We start from the raw sequence: 19,401 nt of genomic DNA on the forward strand, positions 1-19,401 counted from the left end.
CGCTCGACCCCACCCGTCCCGACAGTTCCGAACATGGCAGATCCGCCACGCCGCGCATCGGCCCGCCTGACGGCCGTGCGGCCGGCGTGTTCCGTCCGGGATGTTCGAAACTGTCGCGGAGCGCGGGAGCGTCGGGGTGCGCCGGAGCGCCGATGCGCGGGTTGGCTCGGCCGTCCGCGCTCAGGCGGTCTTGGCGACCGCGACGGCCTGCGGATCCGCCGCGGGCGGCTGGTTCACGTCGATCCAGGCGTCGACCTTGGCCCACCAGTCGTACAGCCACGCCTCGCGCTCCTTGCGGCCCTCGGGCGCGTCGCCCGCGAGCCAGCCCTTGAGGACGATGCGCTTGTCGACCGGCAGCTCGCGCCAGATGTCTCGCACCGTGCTCAGGCGTTCGAGGCCGGTGTGGGCGAGGAAGACGACCTCGGCCTCGGGGCACGCGTCCATCGCCGCGAGGACGCCTCCGGCGTGCGGCGGCATCACGTGCGGCATGGCCTCGGCGCGGTCGGCGAGCTCCCCGTGGCCGCCCGCGCGCAGCTGCGCGATGCGGCGCTCGCGGCGCTTGGGGGTGGCGTTGCCGCCCTCGGGGAAGATCAGCAGCGCATCGTTGTCGTCGAGGCCCTTCGCGAGCTGGCCCACTGAGGCGGCGCCGCCGGCGGAGCCCGGCTTGCGCTTGCGCCGTGAGGACACGAAGCGGGTGGGCAGGCGGTTGAGGAGGACGTCGATCGCCGGGTCCCACTGGAGGGTGTCCTTGAGCACGATCGCGGGCTCGCGGTCGAACCGGTTGATGAGCGACTCGACGATGATGAACGAGTCGGCCGGGCCGGCGTGACGGCTCACCACGATGAGGGGCTTGCCGGGAGCCATCGCGTCGATGTTCGCGTCCTCGGAGACGATCTGCAGGCGCAGGATGCGCCGGGCCCACCGGAACAGCGACTTCAGCATTGCGCCGGCGAGGCGGTAGTGCTCGTACTCGAAGCGCGGCGAGCGGATCTTCCAGCCGAACCCGGAGACGATCCACAGGCCGAACATCCACACCAGCGCGATGGCGTCCCACATCAGGTACAGGCCGACCATGAACAGCACGCGCAGCGGCCGGACGCGGCCGGGCAGAGCCCAGGCGACGGCGCCCGCGACGATGATGCCCAGCCACAGCGCGGTCGGCGTCCAGAAGAACGCCAGCAGGATGATCAGCGGCGCGAGGACGATGCGCCGCACCCACACGGGTGGCAGCCCCCACGAGATCCGGCGGCGGCGCCTGCGCTCGCGCACCTCCTCCGGGCTCGCGCCGCTCATGCGCCCGCCTCGTCGAGGTAGGCCGCGGTCGCGTCGTAGGCGCGCTCGATGCGCGCGTGGGTCCGGTCCATCTTGCGGAACGACGTGAGCTTCGCGTCGGCGGCGTCCGCGCCTCCATAGGGAAGGATGTGCAGGTCGACGTGGTCGGGCACGGCGTCGCGGTCGCGGAAGAACCGGTGACGGCGCGAGATCTCGAAGGCGACCTTCGCGACGTCGGACGGCTTCTCAGGGACCGTGAGCGGCTCCTCGATGCGGCCCACCTGCAGCACGTACACGGTGGTCGCGCCGCGGCGGATGGCCTCCGACAGCGGGATCGAGTTCACGACGCCGCCGTCGATGTAGTGCTCGCCGTCGATCTCGACGGGCGGGAGGGCCGCGGGCACTGAGCACGAGGCGAGGACCGCCTGGATCAGCGGGCCGGAGTCGAACCACGTCTCTGCGGCGCGCTCGATGCTCGCCGCGCAAACGGCGAGGGGGACCTCGAGGTCCTCGAAGCGCGCCTCGGCGCCCACCATGTCCGCGATCAGCTCGCGCAGGGGCTCGGGGTCGTTGAGGTGGGTGCGCGATTGGGCGAGGCGGCGCAGCTGACGCGGCCACCACTCGCCGTAGACCGCTCCGGCCTCGGGCGACGCCCAGGCGCGCTCCAGGCGCTCGACCACCGATGGGGTCGGGTTCGCGGCGACGGCCGAGCCGTTGATGGCGCCGATGCTCGTGCCGACCACGAGGTCCGGCTTCACCCCCCGCTCGAGCAGGGCGCGCAGCATCCCGACCTCCACGGCGCCGCGCACGCCGCCGCCTCCCAGCACGAATGCGACCGTCATGGCTCCACGCTAGTGGGAGCGCGCGCCGCCGGCCGGGCTCGCACCGCGGGGCGGGGCTGGTCGGGCGTTGGTCGGGCGCTGGTCGCAGCGGTCGCCCTCGCCCCCGGCCGGGACTCCTCCGGCACTCTCGTGCTCGCGCCGGACGTCGGACTCGGACTCGACGTCGACCGGGGCCTGCACCCCGGCTCTGGGGCCCCGGCCGGTGACAGTGCGAACCAAGTCTTCGCGCGCCACGCCGGCGATCGCGCTTCCTGGGCTCGTCTCGCGGCGTGTCGACACGGAATCTGGTTCGTACTGTCGAGGCGCGCGTCGTCGCCACGCGTACCGCTCAACACAGGGCTGGGACTCACGTGACTCGCGAGGCGCATGAGCATCCCCCTGGGCCCCATGTGCCACATCCGCACCCGCTGTGTGTTGAGCGGTACACGGGGCCGTGCGCGAACGCGGGACCTGCCCGCGCGACCCAACCCCCGCATCGGCCGCTCCGAAGACCCGTCATGATCACCCTCGTGCTCGTCGGCGTCGTGTCCGGCATCATCACGGCCATCAGCCCGTGCGTCCTTCCGGTGCTGCCGGCGATCCTCACCAGCTCGATCCAAGACGGGGCGGCCTCCAAGCGCCGCCCGATCGTCGTGGTCGCGGGACTGGTGACGAGCTTCGCGGTCTTCACGCTGCTGGGCGGCATCCTGCTCAGCTCGCTCGGGCTGCCCGACGACCTGCTGCGGTGGACCGGCATCATCGTGCTCGCGGTGGTCGGCCTGGGACTCGCCATCCCGCCGTTCGGCGAGTACCTGCAGAAGCCGTTCGAGCGCATCGGCCCCCCGCAGCTCAACCGGGACGGCAACGGCTTCGTGATGGGCCTGGCGCTGGGCCTCGTCTTCGTGCCGTGCGCCGGCCCGATCCTCGCCTCCATCACCGTGCTCGCCGCCACCAACGGCCTCAGCTGGGGCCTGGTCGCGCTGACGCTGAGCTTCTCGGTGGGCATCTCGATCCCGTTGCTCGGGTTCGGGCTGGCGGGTCAGGCGATGGGCAGCCGCATCAAGGCGGTCCGCGAGCGCCTGGGCGCGATCCGCATCGCCTCGGGCGTGGTGCTCGTGCTCACCGCGGCCGTCATCGCCACGAACGTCGCCGAGCCGCTGCAGCGCTGGGTCCCTGGCGTGCTCGCGCAGGCTCAGGAGTCCATCGAGGACAACGACTCGGTCCGCGGCGAGCTCGACACGCTCGCCGGCCGCGAGGACGCCGAGCCGGCGAGCGGCGACGCGCTCACCTTCGACCAGTGCGCGGACAGCGCGCCCGACGAGCTGCTCAACTGCGGCCCCGCCCGCGACCTGGTGGGCATCCAGGAGTGGCTCAACACGGACGGCGAGGAGCTGAACCTCGAGCAGCTGGCCGCCGACGGTGAGGTGGTCCTCATCGACTTCTGGACCTACTCCTGCATCAACTGCCAGCGCACCTTCCCGTACCTGACCGAATGGGACGACCGCTACGGCGACGACGGCCTCACGATCGTGGGCGTCCACTCCCCCGAGTTCGCCTTCGAGAAGGTCGTCGGCAACGTCGAGGACGCCACGCAGCGCTACGGCATCGAGTACCCGGTCGCCATCGACAACGACTTCGAGACGTGGCGCACCTGGGACCAGCGGTTCTGGCCGGCGCACTACCTCATCGACACCGACGGCGTGGTGCGCCAGGTGCACTACGGCGAGGGCGCCTACGCGGACACGGAGCTGCTCATCCAGCAGCTGCTCGACGCGGCGCCGCAGATGGCCTTCCAGGAGGACGACGAGGCCGGCCACACCCGCGGCCGCACCCAGGAGACGTATCTGGGCTACGGCCGGCTCCAGTGGGCGCACAACGCGGACCAGGTGGTCCGCGACGAGGAGGTCGACTTCACCTTCGACGGCACCCTCGAGCGCGACCACTTCGTCTACGAGGGCGAGTGGACGCTCACCGACGAGTACGCCCTGGCAGGGGACGATGCGCGCCTCAGGATCTACTTCTACGCCGCCGACGTGCACCTCGTCATGGCGGGCGAGGGGGAGGTCACGGTGCGGCTCGCGAACGACCCGGACTACGAGCGCACCATCGAGGTCGACGGCACCTCCGACCTCTACACGCTCTTCGAGGGCGAGCCCACCCAGGACGTCATGGAGCTCGAGTTCACGCCGGGAATCGAGGCGTACGCCTTCACGTTCGGGTGAGTTCTCGCCGGCGTCCGGGAGGGACGCGAAGGTAAAGCCCTTGACCGAAGTTTTGCCCCGCTCGGCGTGCGAAAAGGGACGAACCGGGCGTCAATGGAAGTGGCGGGTCACGGTGGCCCGCCGTCCCATGACTCTGGAGGCATTCCACATGGACGTTCGCAAGGCTGCAGTTCCCCTCGTCATCTTCGCGGGGGCCACGCTTCTTGCCGGGTGCGGCGACAGCACCTCGGGCGATGGCGACGACATGGAGTCGACCATGGAGGCAACCATGGAGGCGACGACGGGGGCCTGACCCACGTCACTCACAGGGGCGGCCGGGAATCCGGCCGCCCCTTCGCATGCTCGACACGCGCATCGGCGCACAAGACACGCAGACCCTGCGAGCGCATCGGCCCTCCCCCGGGAGCCGTGCCGACCCATCCGGCCGCGCGGCCGCCCCGAAGGCCTGGTGTCGGGCGGTCCTGTCCGGCGGACACCACCAGGGAGGAAACCATGCCCACGCTTCGCACCTTCGCCATCCCCGCGGTCATCCTGCTGTCCGGGACCCTGCTCGCGGGATGCGGCGACGACACCGAACCTGCCTCCGACTCCGACGAGATGATGGAGGAGACCATGGAGTCCACCGAGGACGCCATGATGGAGGACGACGCCATGGAGGAGGACGACTCCATGGAGGACGACTCGATGGAAGAGGACGACTCCATGGAGCACTCGGAGGACGCCATGGAAGAGGACGCCATGGAGGACGAGGGCTGACCAGCCGATACTCGGTACATGGCTTCGGGCGACGAGGAGGACCGCATGAGCGCTGAGCGCCACCTGCGCGCGGTTCCCGACGCACGCCCGGTCACGGGTACCGGCTCGGGTGAGGGGGCGGCCTCCGGGGCTGAGCGGGCCCCGGGGCATGCCGCCGACCTCGCCGACCTCCTCGAGCGCACCGCGCGCGGCGACACGGACGCCTACGAGCAGCTGTACGGCCTGGTCGCGGCGTCGGTCTTCGGCCTGGCGCTACGGATCGTGCGCGACCGCGGCATGGCCGAGGACGTCGCCCAGGAGGCGCTTGTTGAGGTGTGGCGTCGGGCCACGCGGTTCGACAGCTCGGCCGGCACGGCGCGCTCGTGGATCCTCACCATCACGCACCGTCGGGCCGTGGACCGGGTCCGTTCGGAGCAGGCGCACACCGACCGGGTCGCGGCGCACGGACGCGTCGACGACGTGGGCCCCGAGGACCAGGACGCCGTGGTCGATGCGAGCTACCGCGAGTGGGAGGCGGCCCGTGTCCACACGGGGCTCGCCACGCTCACGGAGCGCCAGCGCGAGGCGCTCGACCTGACCTTCTTCCGCGGCTTCACGCATCGCGAGGCCGCCCACGCGCTCGACATCCCGCTCGGCACCGCGAAGGCCCGCATCCGCGACGGCCTCATCAAGCTACGAGACTCCCTGGGGGTGGAGCGATGATCACCGACATCCACGCGCTCGCGGCCCCCTACGCCGTCGACGCGCTCGACCCCGCCGAGCGGGAGGCCTTCGAGCGCCACCTGCCCGGCTGCGAGGAGTGCCTCGCCGAGGTCGCCGGATTCACCGCCGCGACCGCCTCCCTCGCCGACGCCGAGGCCACCGCTCCCCCGTCCTCGCTGCGCGCCTCGGTGCTCTCGGAGATCGCGCGGACGGCGCAGTTGCCGCCCGTCGTGACGAGCACGCCCTCGACGGACCCCATCGCGGTCGCGGCCCCCTTCGGACAGCCCAGCAGCGCCGATGCGCCCGCTGGTGTCGACTCTCCCTCGCCTGCGGACGGCTCGGGTGGTGTCGACGGCGCCGATGCGGCTGCAGGGTCTCGTCCCGGCGCGCCTGGCGCTGCCTCCCGTGTGGGATCGGACGAGGGCTCGGACGGCACGTCCGGGGCCGCAGACGCTGGGGCGTCCTCGGGCTCGGGTGACGCCGACGGCTCCGGCCAGGGTTCTTCCTCCGCCGATGAGCTCGCCGGCCGCCGTTCGTCCCGAGGCGCGTCGGGCGCCCGCCGCTGGTGGCCCGCGCTCGCCGGCGCCGCCGCGACTGCCGCGGTGTTCGCCGTCGCGTGGGGCCTGGCCGGGCCGAGCGGCGACGAGCCTTCGTCGCTCGCGATGGAGAAGGACGTCATGATGATCGAGTCCGCTCCGGATGCGAAGAGCATGGACATGGACCTCGGCACGGGTCACCTCGTCATGAGCGACCGAATGGATGGCTACGCGCTCATGGGCTCCGCGGCGCCGATGCCCACCAAGGGCACCGAGTACCAGGTGTGGCTGATCCTTGAGGATGGCTCGAAGGTCGCGGGCCCGACGTTCATGCCCGACGACGCTGGCGGCTACATGACCGTCGTCCACACGGACGACGACGTGGTCGCCGTCGCGATCACGTGTGAGCCTCCGGGCGGCTCCGACGAGCCGACCTCGGACGTGGTCTCGGTGGTCGAGCTCTAGGCTCCTCTTCGCGTTCCACCATGCGAGAACGTCCCGTCCGTATGAGACTGGGAGCATGGCCGAGATCCTGCTGTTCCATCACGCGCATGGGCTGACGGACGGCCTGTGCTCCCTCGCGGACCGCCTGCGCGCCGACGGCCACACGGTCCATACGCCCGACTGCTACGCAGGCAAGACGTTCCGCAGCCTGGACGACGGGATCGCCCACGCGGAGCGGATCGGCCACGATGCGGTGCTCGAGGTCGCGGGGCGCTCGGCTCGGCTACACCCGAGCGCGGATGTGGTGATCGGCTTCTCGATGGGCACGGTCCAGGCGCAGTACCTGGCGCAGCACCTCAAGCGCATCCGCGGCTGCGTCCTCATGGGCGGGGTGGCGCCGCCGGAGATGCTCGGGCGGACGTGGCGGCCGCATGTGCCGCTGCAGGTCCACGTCGCCGATCCGGACGACTGGTGCCTGCCCGACGAGCTCCACGCCCTTGAGCGCGCCGTCCCTCACGCCGAGGTGCACCGCTACCGCAACAAGCGGCACATGTTCCCCGACCCTGGGCTGCGCGACTACGACGCGGACGCCGCCGACCTGTTCGAGGAGCGCCTCGACGACTGGCTCGCGCGCCTCGACGCGGGCCGCGCGGGCCCGGTCCCGGCCGCGATGTAGTCACGCGCCACTGCACCGACGCACAGCCTCTGCCTTAGCGCCCTGATGGTGGATGGCGGTCGGTTTCGGTAGTCCAGCGTCACCAGATGGCGGCTCGTTGTCGCACGGGCGCGGCACTCGCGATCGCCTCGCCGCATCCAGCAGCGACGCTCAGCCACCAACACGTGCCGAGCACCCGCGGGAACCGACGCGCAGCCACCAGTGGCACGCCGAGTCGGCACGGAGACGCGACTCTGGCGGACCAGCTCGGACTACAGCGCCTCGGTCACATCTGCGACGGTCGCGTCGAGCACCTCGACGAGCTGCGCCGGGTGCACGGACGCCGCGACGCCGTGCGCCCCTCCCCCGATCGACACGGGGCCTTCGCGGGAGACGATGAGCGCATCGGCGATCACGGGCCATGCGACGGTCGACCCGAACGGCGTGATCGTCCCGCGCTCGTAGCCGGTCACGTCACGGGCGACGTCCTTGTCGGGCATCGACAGGCGCGAGACGCCGAGGTGCTCCCGCAGCTTGGGCCACGAGATCTGCCGGTCACCAGGTACGAGCACGAACAGGTAGTCGTCCTCGCCGCGTCGCACGACGAGGGTCTTGAGGATCTGGCGAGGGTCGAGCCCGCGCGCCTCGGCGGCCTCCTCAAGCGACCGCACGGGGCCGTGCGCGGTGACCTCGAACTCGATGCCGGAGTCCTCGAGCGCACGAATCGCCGGAGTATCGGGCGCCGCGGGCTCACTCACAGGTAGGCGCCCTCGGCATCGTCGGCGCCGCCGGGCCGCGAGAACCGATCGCGGCCGATGGCCCGCAGGGCGGCGACCATCCACTCGCAGATCATCTCGTCGAAGTCGCCCTGCACGCCGGAGAACGCGACGATGAGCCCCTCACGGTTGATCGCGCCCGGGTACTTGATGTCGCCGGCGCGGTACAGGTGCGGGAAGTCCTGGCGGACGCGCGAGCTGTCCAGCCCGGTCCGGATCGTCACCTTGACCTTGCCCTCGACGTTGGTGAGGAATGCGGAGTCGGGCTCTCCGACGTGAGCCACGAACACGGGGTTGTCGACCTCGGGCTCGGCCGGGTCGAGCACGATGATCGTGCCCCGCAGGCCGTTGGTGAGGCCATCGGCGTAGGCCTTCTCGATGGCGGGCAGGATCATCGACCACGCGATCTCGCAGGTCTCCTCGGTCACGCCTGGGAACACGGTCACGTCGTCTCCTTTGATGGGGTTTGTCAGCGCCGATGCGCGCGCTGGCTTCCCCGTCACGCTAGCCGATCCGCGGGGTCGGGCGGGTCGTGAGAGTTGTCATCGGCAGTCGGACGCGAACGCCCTGCGGAGCACCCACGCGAGGACTAGCTTGCGCTCCGGAGCCGCCGAGCTCGCGGGAGTCAGCGCGCGGCGCTGATGGCGTCGGGCAGTCCGGGCAGGATGCCCATCTGCACCGCGGGGCTCGGCCCCACGGTCCCGAAGGTGAAGTCGACGCCCATGTGCGGCGCGACCGCCCCGGTGTACCAGCCGGTGAAGACCTCGGTCGCGAGCGGCACGATCCCCTGGGTGATGAGCATGTACCCGGCGACGATCAGCGCGGCGGCGATCGCCAGCCGGACGATGCCAGAGAACGCGATGATCCCGGTCCGCACATAGCTCTTGACGCGCTCGCGGGCGATCCGGTCACCGACGGGCGATGCCGTGGCCGGGCGCGGCCGAGGCCGCAAGAAGCCGACACGGGTCTCACGCTCGGACGCGATGACCGACTTGGGCAGGCGCGACAGTGCGCGCTCCTTCGCCGGCGGTCGTAGCGTCACCACTGAGGGGTGGGCGACTGTCACGATTCCTCCAGGGACTTATGGATTTGGCGTGCCATCTACTGTCTGAACCTACCCCGTACCCAGGACATTCCGCCTGGCGAGAAACCGAACCGTTATGTACAGATTGCCCGGTTCACGCGTCCGGGTGTGTCGGACATCGATTCGACACCCAGCCGCCATCGGTCCGCCACGCCGGCGCCGACGCAAATGCTGTCCAGCGGCATCACACACTGTCTGACATTCGGACGAGTGCGGGCTACCTTGGCACCATGAGCGCGGCCACGCAGATCCCGGCGAACTACGACATGTGGTGGACCATCCTGATGGTCGCGTTCGCCGGCGGCATCGTCGTCTCGCTCGTGGTGCTCATCAAGCAGTACCTGCGCATGCGGGACCGCGAGCGCGAGGAGAAGCGTCGCCGAAACGGTGAACCCCCTGCTCCAGGCGCCTAGACCTCTTCCCAGATCGCGCCGAGCGGGTCTACATTCAGCGCATGGATCTTGCGAGGGCGCAGAAGCTGCGCGACACCGTGAACGTCAAGGCGTGGGTCACGGTCTGGGTCATCGCTTCGTGCATCGCCACGGGCATCGTGTTCGGCAACGTCTTCGTGCCGTGGGATCCGAGCATCCACGAATACGCAAGCTTCAGCGTGGGTGCGATGTTCGGCGGGTTCGCCGTCGGGCTCATCGCCTGCATCCCGCTCGTCGTGATCGTGTCCTTGCTGGACCGCCAGCTCCAGCTCCAGTACGAGATCCACGTCGCGCCTCTCACCAGCGCCACGCCTGCCGGCCCCGCAGTGCCGACCCCGGAGTCCTCGGCCGCGCCCGACGCCGACGAACCGGAAGCTGCCCAGCACTAACAGAGTGGTCCGAGCGCGGCACGACGGTGCATTCGCCACCCCAGTGGCGGCCTGCGCGGAGCACACAGTGACGGCCTGCGCGGAGGAATGCCGCCCCGGCTACCCCAGCGCTCGTCGAGAGCTCGAAGCAGCGCGAGACCGACCCTCCTAGCTCTCCCCCGGCTCGAGCTCGGCGAACTTCGCGGCCATGGTCGGGTTGCCGCGCGTGAGCTTCTTGATGGTGAGGTCGTCGGCCTTGTCGTTGGCCAGGCGCAGGTTGTTCGCGGACTTGTGCAGCGCCTGCTTGGTCTTCTCGAGGTCCTTGATGGCCTCGTCGATGCGCTTCACGGCCTCCTCGAACCCGTCCGAGGCGAGGCGCCAGTTGCGGCCGAACGCCTGCTTGAAGGTGTCGAGCTCCGACTCGAAGTTGGTGATGTCGATGTTCTGCGCCCGCACGAGCGCGAGCTCCTGCTTGTACTGCAGGGAGTTCTGGGCGGCGTTGCGCAGCAGCGTGATGATCGGGATGAAGAACTGGGGCCGCACCACGTACATCTTGGGATAGCGGTGCGAGACGTCGACGATGCCCGAGTTGTACAGCTCGCTGTCCGGCTCGAGCAGCGTCACGAGGACCGCGTATTCGCAGCCCTTCTCGTTGCGGTCCTTGTCGAGCTCCTTGAAGAAGTCCTCGTTCTTGTGCTTGGTCGCGGTGGTGTCAGACTCGTTCTTCATCTCGAACATGATCGAGACGACCTCGGTGCCCTCGGGGTCCAGGTCGCGGAAGATGTAGTCGCCCTTCGAACCGGTCGACGCGTCGTTGTCCTTCTCGAAGTAGGCGCTCTGGAACGCGGTCGCGCGCAGGCGGTTGAACTCGTACTCGCAGTGCTGCTCAAGCGTCTCGCCGACCATCTTGGTCGACAGCCGAGCCTTCATGTCCCGCAGCCGCTCGATCGCGTCATCGCGGTCCTTGATCTGGATCTCACGCGAGGCGAGCTCGGCCGCGTGCTTCTCCTTGAGGGCGGTCTCGGCGTGGGACTTCTCAAGCGCGGCGCGCTCGAGGTCGCTCTGGAGCTTCTGGATCTGCGAGGCCTGCGCGGCGGCGGCCTTCTGGAGCTCGCTCGCCATCTTGGTCTCGGCGAGCTCGGCGGCCGATGCGCTCGCCGCCTTCGCCTGCTCCAGCTGGCTGTGGAGGGCGTCCCGCTCCTTCTCGATGGCCTTGAGCGCGTCCGCGACCGCGAGCTGCTGCTGGGTGCCGGTCGCGTCGAGCTTGGCCTTGAGGTCCTGGATCTCGGCGTCCTTGGCGGCCGCGGTCTTCTGCGAGTCGGCGGCGGCCTGCGACTTGGCGAGGTCGACGGCGGCCTTCTTGTCCGCGTCGGCGAGGTGCAGCCGCTTCTCGAGCTCGGCGTCGAACTCTCGGGTGCGCACCTGGCTCACGATGTCCGCGTAGCCGGCCTCGTCGACCTTGAACGCCTTGCCGCAGTGCGGGCAGGTGATCTCATGCATCGATGGTCCTCCTCGTTGCCTGCGAGTGTAGGTGCGCTGGACCGTCCCGCCGTTTCGCAGCCCGCCCCGGTGCGCGTTCGCAGGTCCCGGAGCCGCCCGACCTTAGCGCCTCCTCGAGCCACCGCTCCAGCTCCGACTGCACGAGCTCCTCGAGCTCGCGCTCGATCGATCCCGGCGCGGGCTCGTCGTCGAGGTCCGCCGGAACCGACACGCACACCTGCCTCGACTCCAACCCACAGTTCTTCGTGACCTCGCCGTTGTCATCGAGCAGAGCCGGATCATCGAGCAGCAATGCCTCCGAAGCACCGCCAGGATCCGGATCAGACTCCGGCTCCAACGGATACGCGTCAAACAGCCGTCGCCCACCGGGACGCCGTCGTCTTTCCGGATCGACCTCGGCCGGCGGCGTGAACCACACCTCTTCCGGCGTCGCGTCGATCTTCCAGCCCGCCCGATGCAGATCGTGGTGGCATCGCACGCAGAGCAGGACCCCGTTCGAGAGGTCGGTCGGACCGCCTCGGGACCAGTGAACGATGTGATGAGCGTCGCACCAGCTCGGCGGCGCTCCGCACATCGCGCATCCTCCGTCGCGCTCGACGAGCGCAAGCTTCTGCGGACGAGTGAAGTATTGCGTGCGACGGCCCTGGTCGAGCACCACCGACTTCCCGTCCATGACCTGCGGGATGATCCCGGCTGCGGCGGCCATCCGGCGCAGCGTTCCGGCATCGACGCTGGCAGACAGCCCGTCGATCGAGGCTCCCGCGAGGCCCTCGCGCAGGTCCTTGACGTCGGTGCGGAGCACCAGCGTCGCGCCGGAGCGCGGCAGCACCTCGACGTCGCACCCGGCGACGTGACGCGCGAAGTCGCCGAGCGCATCGGCCCTCACCTGCTCGGGCGTGCGCTCGTCGATGACGACCGACTCGCCCGCCTTGGCTGCGTCCTGCATGCGCTTGCGCAGGCGGAAGTTCTGGTTGACCATCGCGTGCAGCAGGCTCACAAGCGGCACGCCGTTCTCGGGGTCCAGCCGGCCGTTGATGGTGATCATCCCGTCGGCCGCCTCGCCGATCCGCAGGTAGCGCCGCTCCCGACGCTCCTGTGCGAGCTGCTCGCGGTGCTCGCGGTCGAGCCGCTCCTCGGTGCGCGTGATCAGCCCGGCGAGCTTCTCGAGGCGCATGTACCGCGCGGAGAACACGAGGTCCTTCTCGGCCACGGCCATCGCCGCGTCACCGATCCGCTTGCCGACGCGCGTGAGCATCCGCGTGATCATCGTCGACGCCTCGGTGCTCAGCTCGCCCGCCTTCACTGCGGCGGCGACCACCGGGAACACCGGCCGCGCCTCGGCCGCGGGAGGCGCCGCATTGGGAGACTCAGCCTCGCCCCTCGGCTCGGACGCGCCCAACTCGGCCTTCTCGGCATCCCGCAGCATCTCGCCGAGCTCAATCAATCGCCCGGCCTCGGCGTTGGATCCGCCGGTCTGGGCGGACACCAAGCCGCGCTCGTCGCCCTTGCCACGCTTGCGCGCGAGCCCGACCGAGCGCGACTTCGCCCGGGACCGCGCGGCCTGCTCGGCGGCGACGACGCCCATCATCCGGTCCGCATCCTTGCGGACTGCCGCCACCGCGGCTCCGAGCGCCACCAGGTCATCATCGGAGAGCCCGCTCACCCCGGCATGCGTGAGCTCCTTGCGCTCGACCAGCGCCGCCCTCGCCCGAGCATCCCAGTCCCCCGGCGCAGGAGCGCCCGCATCGCCACCGGCGATGTCGAGGAGAGTGGGCGTCTGGGTCATGGATCCATCACACCACCGGGGTCTGACATCGCCGACGAGACCGCCGACTTATCCACAGCACAACCCGAGACAGCGCCTCAGCCCACCTCGCCGAACGGGTACCGCACCTCCACGAACGGCCACTCCGCCGCCAGCCACGCCGGCACGAACTCCGTCACCCGCGCACCCAACCCAGCGGGCGCATCGGCCCCCACCCAGAAGGAGACGTCGGCGACCGGCCCAGCGAGCGCATCGGCCCCACCGAAGCCCTCAAGAGGGTCGATGTACACGCACCCATACAGAGCGTCCTCGGAAGCAGGCAGGATCGCGTAGTTGAAGGACTCGTGCGTGACCATTTCGCGGGCATGACGCTCAAGATCAGACCGGTCGGCCTCGGCGCTCATATCGGCGGGCGGCCAGCCCCACGCGGCGCCGTACTTGGCCCACAGCATCGGCTGGTTGCCCATGACGGCGGGCATGTCGATGGCGAGGTCGTCGGCGCTGATGGGGCGCAGGTGGACGCCGTCACTCAGCGGAATGTGCAGCGGGTGGTCGAAGTCGGCGGGCAGCCACGCAGTGGTCACGAGGCGAATCTAGCCCCGCCGGACCCCACAGCGACAGAGGGCCGATGCGCGCGCACCTTTCGTACCCACCTCACCAGCACTCGCGCCACCAGGACACATCGGGCCTACGCGCGCTCGGCCTCCGGCAGCGACCGCCCGACAAGGGCGCCCGCGACGCCGAGCGCTGCGAGCAGCAGCAGCGCGTACCCCGAGCCCCAGGCGGCCAGCGCCGCCGTCACCGCGCCCACCGCGAGCAGGAGCACCCCCATGAGCGTGTTAGCGACGGCGACGTACTGCGTGCGCTGGTCGCCCTCGGCGATGTCGACCACGTAGGTCTTGCGTGCGAGCCGCGCGCCGACATGAGCGAGCGCCAACAACAGGTAGGTCGCGGCGGCGAGCCACGCGGCGTCCTCCAGCGCGGGCACCCGCGCGAGGGCGAGGAACGCGACGATCACCGCCGACGCCGCGAGCGACGCCCCGATCATCAGCCGCCGCGACGAGCGGTCGGCGAGGCGACCGAAGAGCGGCCCGCCCACCACGCCGGCCACGCCCTGCGCGATGATGAACAGGCCGAGCGAGGACAAGCTGCCCTCCCCCTGCGCGGTGCCGAACGTCACCACGAACGGCGGGCTGAGCGCCGAGACGAGCAGCAGCGCCCGCGCGGTGACGAACCGGCGGAAGACCGCATCGTCCCGCCACAGGTCGCGAGCCTGCACCACCCACCCGGGGCCGTCCTCGGCCTCGGGCTCGATGTCTTCGGCGGGCTCGCGGATGGCCGCGTACACGAACGCCGCCACCGCCCACGCCAGCGCCGCACCGCCGAGCAGCGCGGCGAGCACGCCCACACCCGCGGTGTCGCCGCCCCACACGCGCAGTGCGAGCCCGAGCGTCAACGCCACCACCGCCGAGGCGACCGTCGTCACGCCCTTGATCTGCCCGCGCACGCCCTTGGGAACGGTGCGGCCCAGCACGTCCTTGCTCGCGATCGACGACAGCGACCGTGCGAGCGCGAACACCGCAAGCGCCACCAGCACGCCCACGCCCGCGACCACTCCCTCCGCGGTCGCGGCCACCAAAGCCAACCCGGCCGTCGCCGCCGCCTGCCCCGCCGCACCCGCGACCCACACCCACTTGCGCACCCGCTGGCGCCGCACCCGCGGCGCCCACGCGGCCTGCGGCAGCATCGACCCGGACTCGCGGATGGGCACCAGGAACGCGACGAACGCGCTCGGGGCGCCGAGCGCGCTCAGGAGCCACGGCAGCACCGTCTTCGCGTTCACGATCTGATCGCCGGTGGACTGCAGCGCCTGCGCGACCATCTGCCGCACGGCGTTGCCGGCGACGTGCGGCCGCGCCTGCTCGCTCAGGCTGTCGAGGTCGGCGTCATCGTCGCTGATGAGCCGGTTGAAGATGCGTTGGGAGGGCACGGAGTCATCCTGACAGGAACGGCGGGCACCTCAGGACTGCAGAGCGCCGATGCGCGCGCAGCCTCAGTACTCACCTCACCCGACAGCTCGGTTCAGTCGGACGACTCGGCGGCCTCGCCGTCACCATCGACCTCGGAGTCGCTCCGCGCACCGCCGCGAACGCGCCGACCCCACCCGGTCGCCGTCGACGCCACCTTGCCCCACACGCCCTCGCCGAAGTCCTTCACCGACACCGACGCCGACCGCATCGCCACGGCAGCCCGCGTGGTGACGGGCGCATCGTCCCCCTCGTCGCCACTCAACTCAAGCCACGACGGCCACTCCTCCACCGGCGGCGAGAACCCCTCGCGGCACGACTTCACGACGGACGACCCGAAGTAGTAGCTGGTCGCGCCGCCCGCGACCGCGCCAATGACCGGTATCGCCTTGGAGCCGATCCGCACGCCGCCCATCACGGCGCCCTGCGCGATGGCGTTCTTGGCGAGCACCACGCTGACGGGCACGAGCGCCGAGTCCGGCAGCTGTTGCGCGAGGAGGTCGCCCCACTGGGGGCTCGCGACGCCGGCGACCTTGCCGGCGGTGGCGCGAGCGGTGGACACAGTCGCGCCGGCGGGCAGGGCGGACAGGACGAGCTCAGTCACGCGGCTCTTGCGCTTCTCACCGAGCATCGCGCCCAGCACCACGGCCTTGGCGCGCTCGGGGTCCTCGATGGGGATGCCGCGCAGCTCGGCCATGCACAGGGCGAACAGCGCGGTGGTCTCGTAGAAGAACAGGAGGTCGGCGACGCCGAGCCCGATCGCGACCGGCACGCCCACCGCCGGGATCGCGGCCGAGGCACCCACCGCCGCGCTGGCCGACGTGGTGGTCGCGACGTACTGCCGCTCGATGATCCGCATCACCTCGGCGGGGCTGGCGTCCGGCTTCCGCCGCCGCACCTCCTTGATGTAGGCGGTGACGGCGGGCCGCTGCACGGCGATGGCCTTGAACACGCGCTCCTGGAAGTCGTCGGGGAGGGCGACGGCAGTGCCGGCCTTCGCGCGCTTGCTTGGGGCCGATGCGCTGGTTGGGTTCGTCACGGCTGTCGCCTGTCCATGGGGTTCAGTATGCGCACAGCCCTCCACACGTGACAGGACATTTCGCGAGTCACCTCGAAACTCCGAAGTCCCGAACCAAACTGCGGTACGCCGCCCCCAGAGTTTGGGCTCGAGCGACCTGCCGAACCGGTCAGGGGTTTGAGTTCTGCTTGGTGGACCTCTCAGTCTGGGACTCTCACAAAACGATCCCGCTCATTCGTCAAGCTTGGGCGGCATCAGCCCCTGTCCTAGACACCTCTCCGGCACTGCGCGTGCGCTCGCAGGTCCAGCGCCACCTGAGCGGGGATCAACAACTTGAAGTCGTGGCCGCGTACGAGGCTGGTGGCACGATCCAGGCGGTCGCGCGCCAGTTCAAGCTGCACCGGACCACGGTCACGGCAATCCTCGAGCGCCAGGGTGTTGCACTCCGCGAGCACGCCATGGACGACGACCTGATCCGGCAAGCCCGCGTGCTCTACGAGTCCGGACTGTCACTCGCTGCAGTCGGTGAACGGCTCGGATTCGATGCCGAGACCATTGCCCGTCGGCTCAAGAAGGCCGGCGTGCGGATTCGTGGGGCTCACGAGCTGCGCGGACCTCGTTGACGCTGAGGGTCGTGCTTGGCGGAGACTTCGCTCTCCTGGCTAGTTGCCTCTTCAACCTGGGGCTGCTCCGGAAGCAACGTAGCCGGGTCGACGCCGACGACTGTACACAATCCCACGAAGTGGGCGTGGTCGAGCTGGTCCATGAACACGAAGACGGAGCTGATCGCGCCACCAATCTCGTCCGGGCTTACTAGCCCGTCCGTCTCTGGAGTCTGACTGTGTGAATAGGCGTGCGCATACCTGGTCAGTTGCTGGCGCAGCGCAGCACTATCGCCCTTGTACCCCGACTCATCCAGAAGTTGCCCCGCCTTGCGCATGGAATCAGTGAAGTCACCAACCCATTCAGGTCGTTTGAAAGCGAGGAAAGACTCGAGGAGACGACGAATGACGTTCGGGAACAGAAGCTGAGCATCAAGTCGGTTCTCGAGCGAGTCGTCTTCCAGCAGCTTGCGTTTGGCATGCGCGACCGCGATGAACGCGTGGTGGTAGCTTGACCGCACCTTCTTTCGAACCGCCTTGGATTCCGGCCATGGGACAAGCACCGGCTCACGCCGGGTGCGCCCATTCCTCGTGATGTGCCTTGACTTCAGTTCATAGAGTTCCGCTGGGTGCGACTTCTTAAGCGCACCGTTTCGGTGCATGCTTTCGATCTGCACGTCCCACTGCTTGAACAGGTCGAAGTTGTGCGTGAGGACCACAACCTGCTCCACGTGGTCACGGGCGACGGCCTCGCTCCAGATGTAGGTCGAGATGCCCATGAACACGTTGCTGTCGAGACTCGACACGGGATCGTCGATGACAACAATGGGCTTGCCCTGCGAGGCGTCATGCCGCGCGACACCCTCCAGGAAGTGCACGAGTGCGATTGCCGTGCGTTCGCCTGCGCTCAAGCCGATCGCGGGTTCACCGTCTCGAGTCACAACATACTTGCCGTCGCGAGAGAGGAAAGTGAGTTCGCTACGGCCAAGCAGCCGTGCAACCTCCCGCGTAAGAACCTCGGCGGTTGGCGTTGGGTCACCTTCGACGTTCTCGAGCGACGCAATCTCAGTCTCGATTTCCTCGATGCGCGCGGCGGCGGTCAAACGCGTCTCTTCAGCGTCGTCGCACGCCTTGGTTTGAGCGTCGACCGTCGCTTCCTCGGCCTTCAGGTGGTGGGATTCGAGGCCGCGAGCAGCCTTTATGAGTAGCGCCGCGTGGTCGTCGACTCGCTTGTTGTGTGTGTCGCGGACCTTTTCAAGATCCGCGCCATCAACGTCTGGCGCATCGTCAACCTCACTCACGACGGCGCCTAGCACGTTAGCGCGCTTTGCCTTCACACGCTTGGCGAGCGAATCGATCCACGTATTGAGCTCTGCCGCCTGCTTCAGAACGCCTTTCGATGCAGAGTCGTATTGTTCGCGCAGGTCCTCGAAGAACAGACCCCGCGCCGGCACTCTTCGCACAAGCTCGTCGGAGTCGGAGCGGATAGACGCGAGTTCCTTCGCGAGACTGTCGAGGTCGGCCTCAACGCTGGCAACGGCATCGGAGAAGTGCTGTTCAATATCGTGCTTGCGCGCGTTGCTGAGCGCACTCCCGCAGTACAGACAGACGCCCGATTCCTTGTGGAGTGCTCGTCCTTCGGACACCCACGCGGTCGCCTCCGGGTGCGTGCGAAGCGTGTCGAGCACGATCGTGACCGGGGTGCTCTTGAGTAGCGACTCACTTCGAACCTTGAGGCCTGCTGGAACCCCTAACGTGAAGCTGTCGCTGTCGAGAGGTTCCGGCTTGTCAGCTGAGACGAACGTCTTCTTCGCTGCAAGGTCCTTTGGCGAGAGTTCCGCCCAATCGGTGCGGTCCCCTGCGTACTTGCGAGCTACGACGCCGGAACTATAGCTACCTCGCGTCCGATAGCCTTCGACCCGGGAGAGATCCCCTACAACAGCTTTGGAAACGCGCTCACGAGCCTGTGTGATCGCACGCTCGGCCGCCGCTTTGTCCTTCTTCGCCTGGTCACGAGCATCAATCCGTGTGGCGAGCTCCACGCGCAATGCAGGAATCTTCTCCTCAGCTTCGGCGGTCTTCTCGCCAAGCGTGAGGACGGCATCGATATTGGGACTCCCCTCGTGAAACCGGTGACTCCGCGCAGTGAATCCGTCGCTGAAAACGTGAAGGCGATCGAATATCGGGTCTTCGGCGCCGTTCGTGCTCCGCCGGGCTCCGGACTCTTCGACGTCGAGGGAAATCCGCTTGAAGCCCTCGTCCAATTGACGCGCACCGTCGAAGGCAGTCGCGAGGGACGTCTTGCCCATGCCGTTCGGGCCGTAGATGACGTTGATGCGCGCCAATTCGGGGAGGGACGAGCCCCAGCGATAGTCCTCGAAGTTGCCGCACTCCCTGATCCATTCGATCCGCCTCAGCACCA

General features: G+C 69.2%; 20 protein-coding genes. 9 read left to right on the forward strand and 11 right to left on the reverse strand.

What is annotated here, in order from left to right:
- Positions 1-180: 180 nt before the first annotated feature.
- Together B7K25_RS04295 and B7K25_RS04300 are read right to left on the reverse strand one after the other, a co-directional pair.
- Complete coding sequence (locus tag B7K25_RS04295) at positions 181-1,293, reverse strand: 1-acyl-sn-glycerol-3-phosphate acyltransferase (protein WP_084104432.1); 1,113 nt, start codon at positions 1,291-1,293, stop codon at positions 181-183.
- Positions 1,290-2,114: a patatin-like phospholipase family protein gene (locus tag B7K25_RS04300; RefSeq protein ID WP_084104433.1), complete on the reverse strand. Its 825-nt coding sequence runs from the start codon at positions 2,112-2,114 to the stop codon at positions 1,290-1,292. The genes B7K25_RS04295 and B7K25_RS04300 overlap by 4 nt, the downstream gene beginning before the upstream one ends.
- Positions 2,115-2,611: 497 nt before the next feature.
- Between B7K25_RS04300 and B7K25_RS04305 the strand changes: the two genes are divergently transcribed.
- The 6 genes from B7K25_RS04305 (at position 2,612) to B7K25_RS04325 (ending at position 7,429) form a co-directional block, all read left to right on the forward strand.
- Complete coding sequence (locus B7K25_RS04305) at positions 2,612-4,315, forward strand: cytochrome c biogenesis protein CcdA (RefSeq protein ID WP_084104434.1); 1,704 nt, start codon at positions 2,612-2,614, stop codon at positions 4,313-4,315.
- A 148-nt stretch (positions 4,316-4,463) separates the two neighbouring features.
- Complete coding sequence (locus tag B7K25_RS13675; protein WP_159450109.1) at positions 4,464-4,607, forward strand: hypothetical protein; 144 nt, start codon at positions 4,464-4,466, stop codon at positions 4,605-4,607.
- 200 nt (positions 4,608-4,807) lie between these two features.
- Positions 4,808-5,071, forward strand: coding sequence for a hypothetical protein (locus tag B7K25_RS04310; protein ID WP_084104435.1), 264 nt, complete (start codon positions 4,808-4,810; stop codon positions 5,069-5,071).
- A gap of 45 nt (positions 5,072-5,116) precedes the next feature.
- Complete coding sequence (locus B7K25_RS04315; protein ID WP_084104536.1) at positions 5,117-5,773, forward strand: sigma-70 family RNA polymerase sigma factor; 657 nt, start codon at positions 5,117-5,119, stop codon at positions 5,771-5,773.
- Positions 5,770-6,774 carry an anti-sigma factor gene (locus B7K25_RS04320; RefSeq protein WP_084104436.1) on the forward strand — a complete coding sequence of 335 codons (1,005 nt, stop codon included), beginning with the start codon at positions 5,770-5,772 and terminating at the stop codon, positions 6,772-6,774. Before B7K25_RS04315 ends, B7K25_RS04320 begins: the two co-directional genes overlap by 4 nt.
- Before the next feature lie 55 nt (positions 6,775-6,829).
- Entirely contained in the window at positions 6,830-7,429 is a 600-nt protein-coding gene (locus tag B7K25_RS04325) for a dienelactone hydrolase family protein (RefSeq protein ID WP_084104437.1), read from the forward strand.
- Between the two features lie 251 nt (positions 7,430-7,680).
- Here B7K25_RS04325 and B7K25_RS04330 read toward each other — a convergent pair whose 3' ends face one another.
- The 3 genes from B7K25_RS04330 to B7K25_RS04340 form a co-directional block, all read right to left on the reverse strand.
- Positions 7,681-8,166, reverse strand: a complete 486-nt coding sequence (locus B7K25_RS04330; RefSeq protein ID WP_084104438.1) for an aminoacyl-tRNA deacylase — start codon at positions 8,164-8,166, stop codon at positions 7,681-7,683.
- Positions 8,163-8,630, reverse strand: a complete 468-nt coding sequence (locus tag B7K25_RS04335) for a hypothetical protein (RefSeq protein ID WP_084104439.1) — start codon at positions 8,628-8,630, stop codon at positions 8,163-8,165. The genes B7K25_RS04330 and B7K25_RS04335 overlap by 4 nt, the downstream gene beginning before the upstream one ends.
- A 179-nt stretch (positions 8,631-8,809) precedes the next feature.
- Positions 8,810-9,250 (reverse strand): hypothetical protein, encoded by a 441-nt coding sequence (locus tag B7K25_RS04340; RefSeq protein WP_144018830.1) that lies wholly within the window; start codon positions 9,248-9,250, stop codon positions 8,810-8,812.
- A 248-nt stretch (positions 9,251-9,498) separates the two neighbouring features.
- Here B7K25_RS04340 and B7K25_RS04345 point away from each other — a divergent pair, with 248 nt between their 5' ends.
- Positions 9,499-9,681 carry a hypothetical protein gene (locus B7K25_RS04345; RefSeq protein WP_084104441.1) on the forward strand — a complete coding sequence of 61 codons (183 nt, stop codon included), beginning with the start codon at positions 9,499-9,501 and terminating at the stop codon, positions 9,679-9,681.
- Positions 9,682-9,722: 41 nt separating this feature from the next.
- Positions 9,723-10,088, forward strand: coding sequence for a hypothetical protein (locus tag B7K25_RS04350; protein WP_084104442.1), 366 nt, complete (start codon positions 9,723-9,725; stop codon positions 10,086-10,088).
- A gap of 147 nt (positions 10,089-10,235) precedes the next feature.
- On the opposite strand, the gene B7K25_RS04355 is transcribed toward B7K25_RS04350, so the two are convergent.
- From B7K25_RS04355 to B7K25_RS04375, 5 genes are all read right to left on the reverse strand, one after another.
- Positions 10,236-11,567 (reverse strand): DUF2130 domain-containing protein, encoded by a 1,332-nt coding sequence (locus B7K25_RS04355; RefSeq protein WP_084104443.1) that lies wholly within the window; start codon positions 11,565-11,567, stop codon positions 10,236-10,238.
- Entirely contained in the window at positions 11,560-13,353 is a 1,794-nt protein-coding gene (locus B7K25_RS04360) for a DUF222 domain-containing protein (RefSeq protein ID WP_084104444.1), read from the reverse strand. Before B7K25_RS04360 ends, B7K25_RS04355 begins: the two co-directional genes overlap by 8 nt.
- Before the next feature lie 77 nt (positions 13,354-13,430).
- On the reverse strand, positions 13,431-13,916 hold the full coding sequence (locus B7K25_RS04365; protein ID WP_084104445.1) for a hypothetical protein: 486 nt from the start codon (positions 13,914-13,916) through the stop codon (positions 13,431-13,433).
- A 104-nt stretch (positions 13,917-14,020) separates the two neighbouring features.
- Positions 14,021-15,322 (reverse strand): MFS transporter, encoded by a 1,302-nt coding sequence (locus tag B7K25_RS04370; protein ID WP_084104446.1) that lies wholly within the window; start codon positions 15,320-15,322, stop codon positions 14,021-14,023.
- A 92-nt stretch (positions 15,323-15,414) separates the two neighbouring features.
- On the reverse strand, positions 15,415-16,398 hold the full coding sequence (locus B7K25_RS04375) for a hypothetical protein (RefSeq protein ID WP_084104447.1): 984 nt from the start codon (positions 16,396-16,398) through the stop codon (positions 15,415-15,417).
- Between the two features lie 320 nt (positions 16,399-16,718).
- Between B7K25_RS04375 and B7K25_RS04380 the strand changes: the two genes are divergently transcribed.
- Positions 16,719-17,000 carry a helix-turn-helix domain-containing protein gene (locus tag B7K25_RS04380; RefSeq protein ID WP_084104448.1) on the forward strand — a complete coding sequence of 94 codons (282 nt, stop codon included), beginning with the start codon at positions 16,719-16,721 and terminating at the stop codon, positions 16,998-17,000.
- On the opposite strand, the gene B7K25_RS04385 is transcribed toward B7K25_RS04380, so the two are convergent.
- Positions 16,976-19,399 (reverse strand): AAA family ATPase, encoded by a 2,424-nt coding sequence (locus B7K25_RS04385; protein ID WP_159450110.1) that lies wholly within the window; start codon positions 19,397-19,399, stop codon positions 16,976-16,978. The genes B7K25_RS04380 and B7K25_RS04385 overlap by 25 nt on opposite strands.
- Positions 19,400-19,401: the final 2 nt, after the last annotated feature.

Origin of the sequence: Demequina sp. NBRC 110056, assembly GCF_002090155.1 — a bacterium.
Taxonomy (GTDB): Bacteria; Actinomycetota; Actinomycetes; order Actinomycetales; family Demequinaceae; genus Demequina.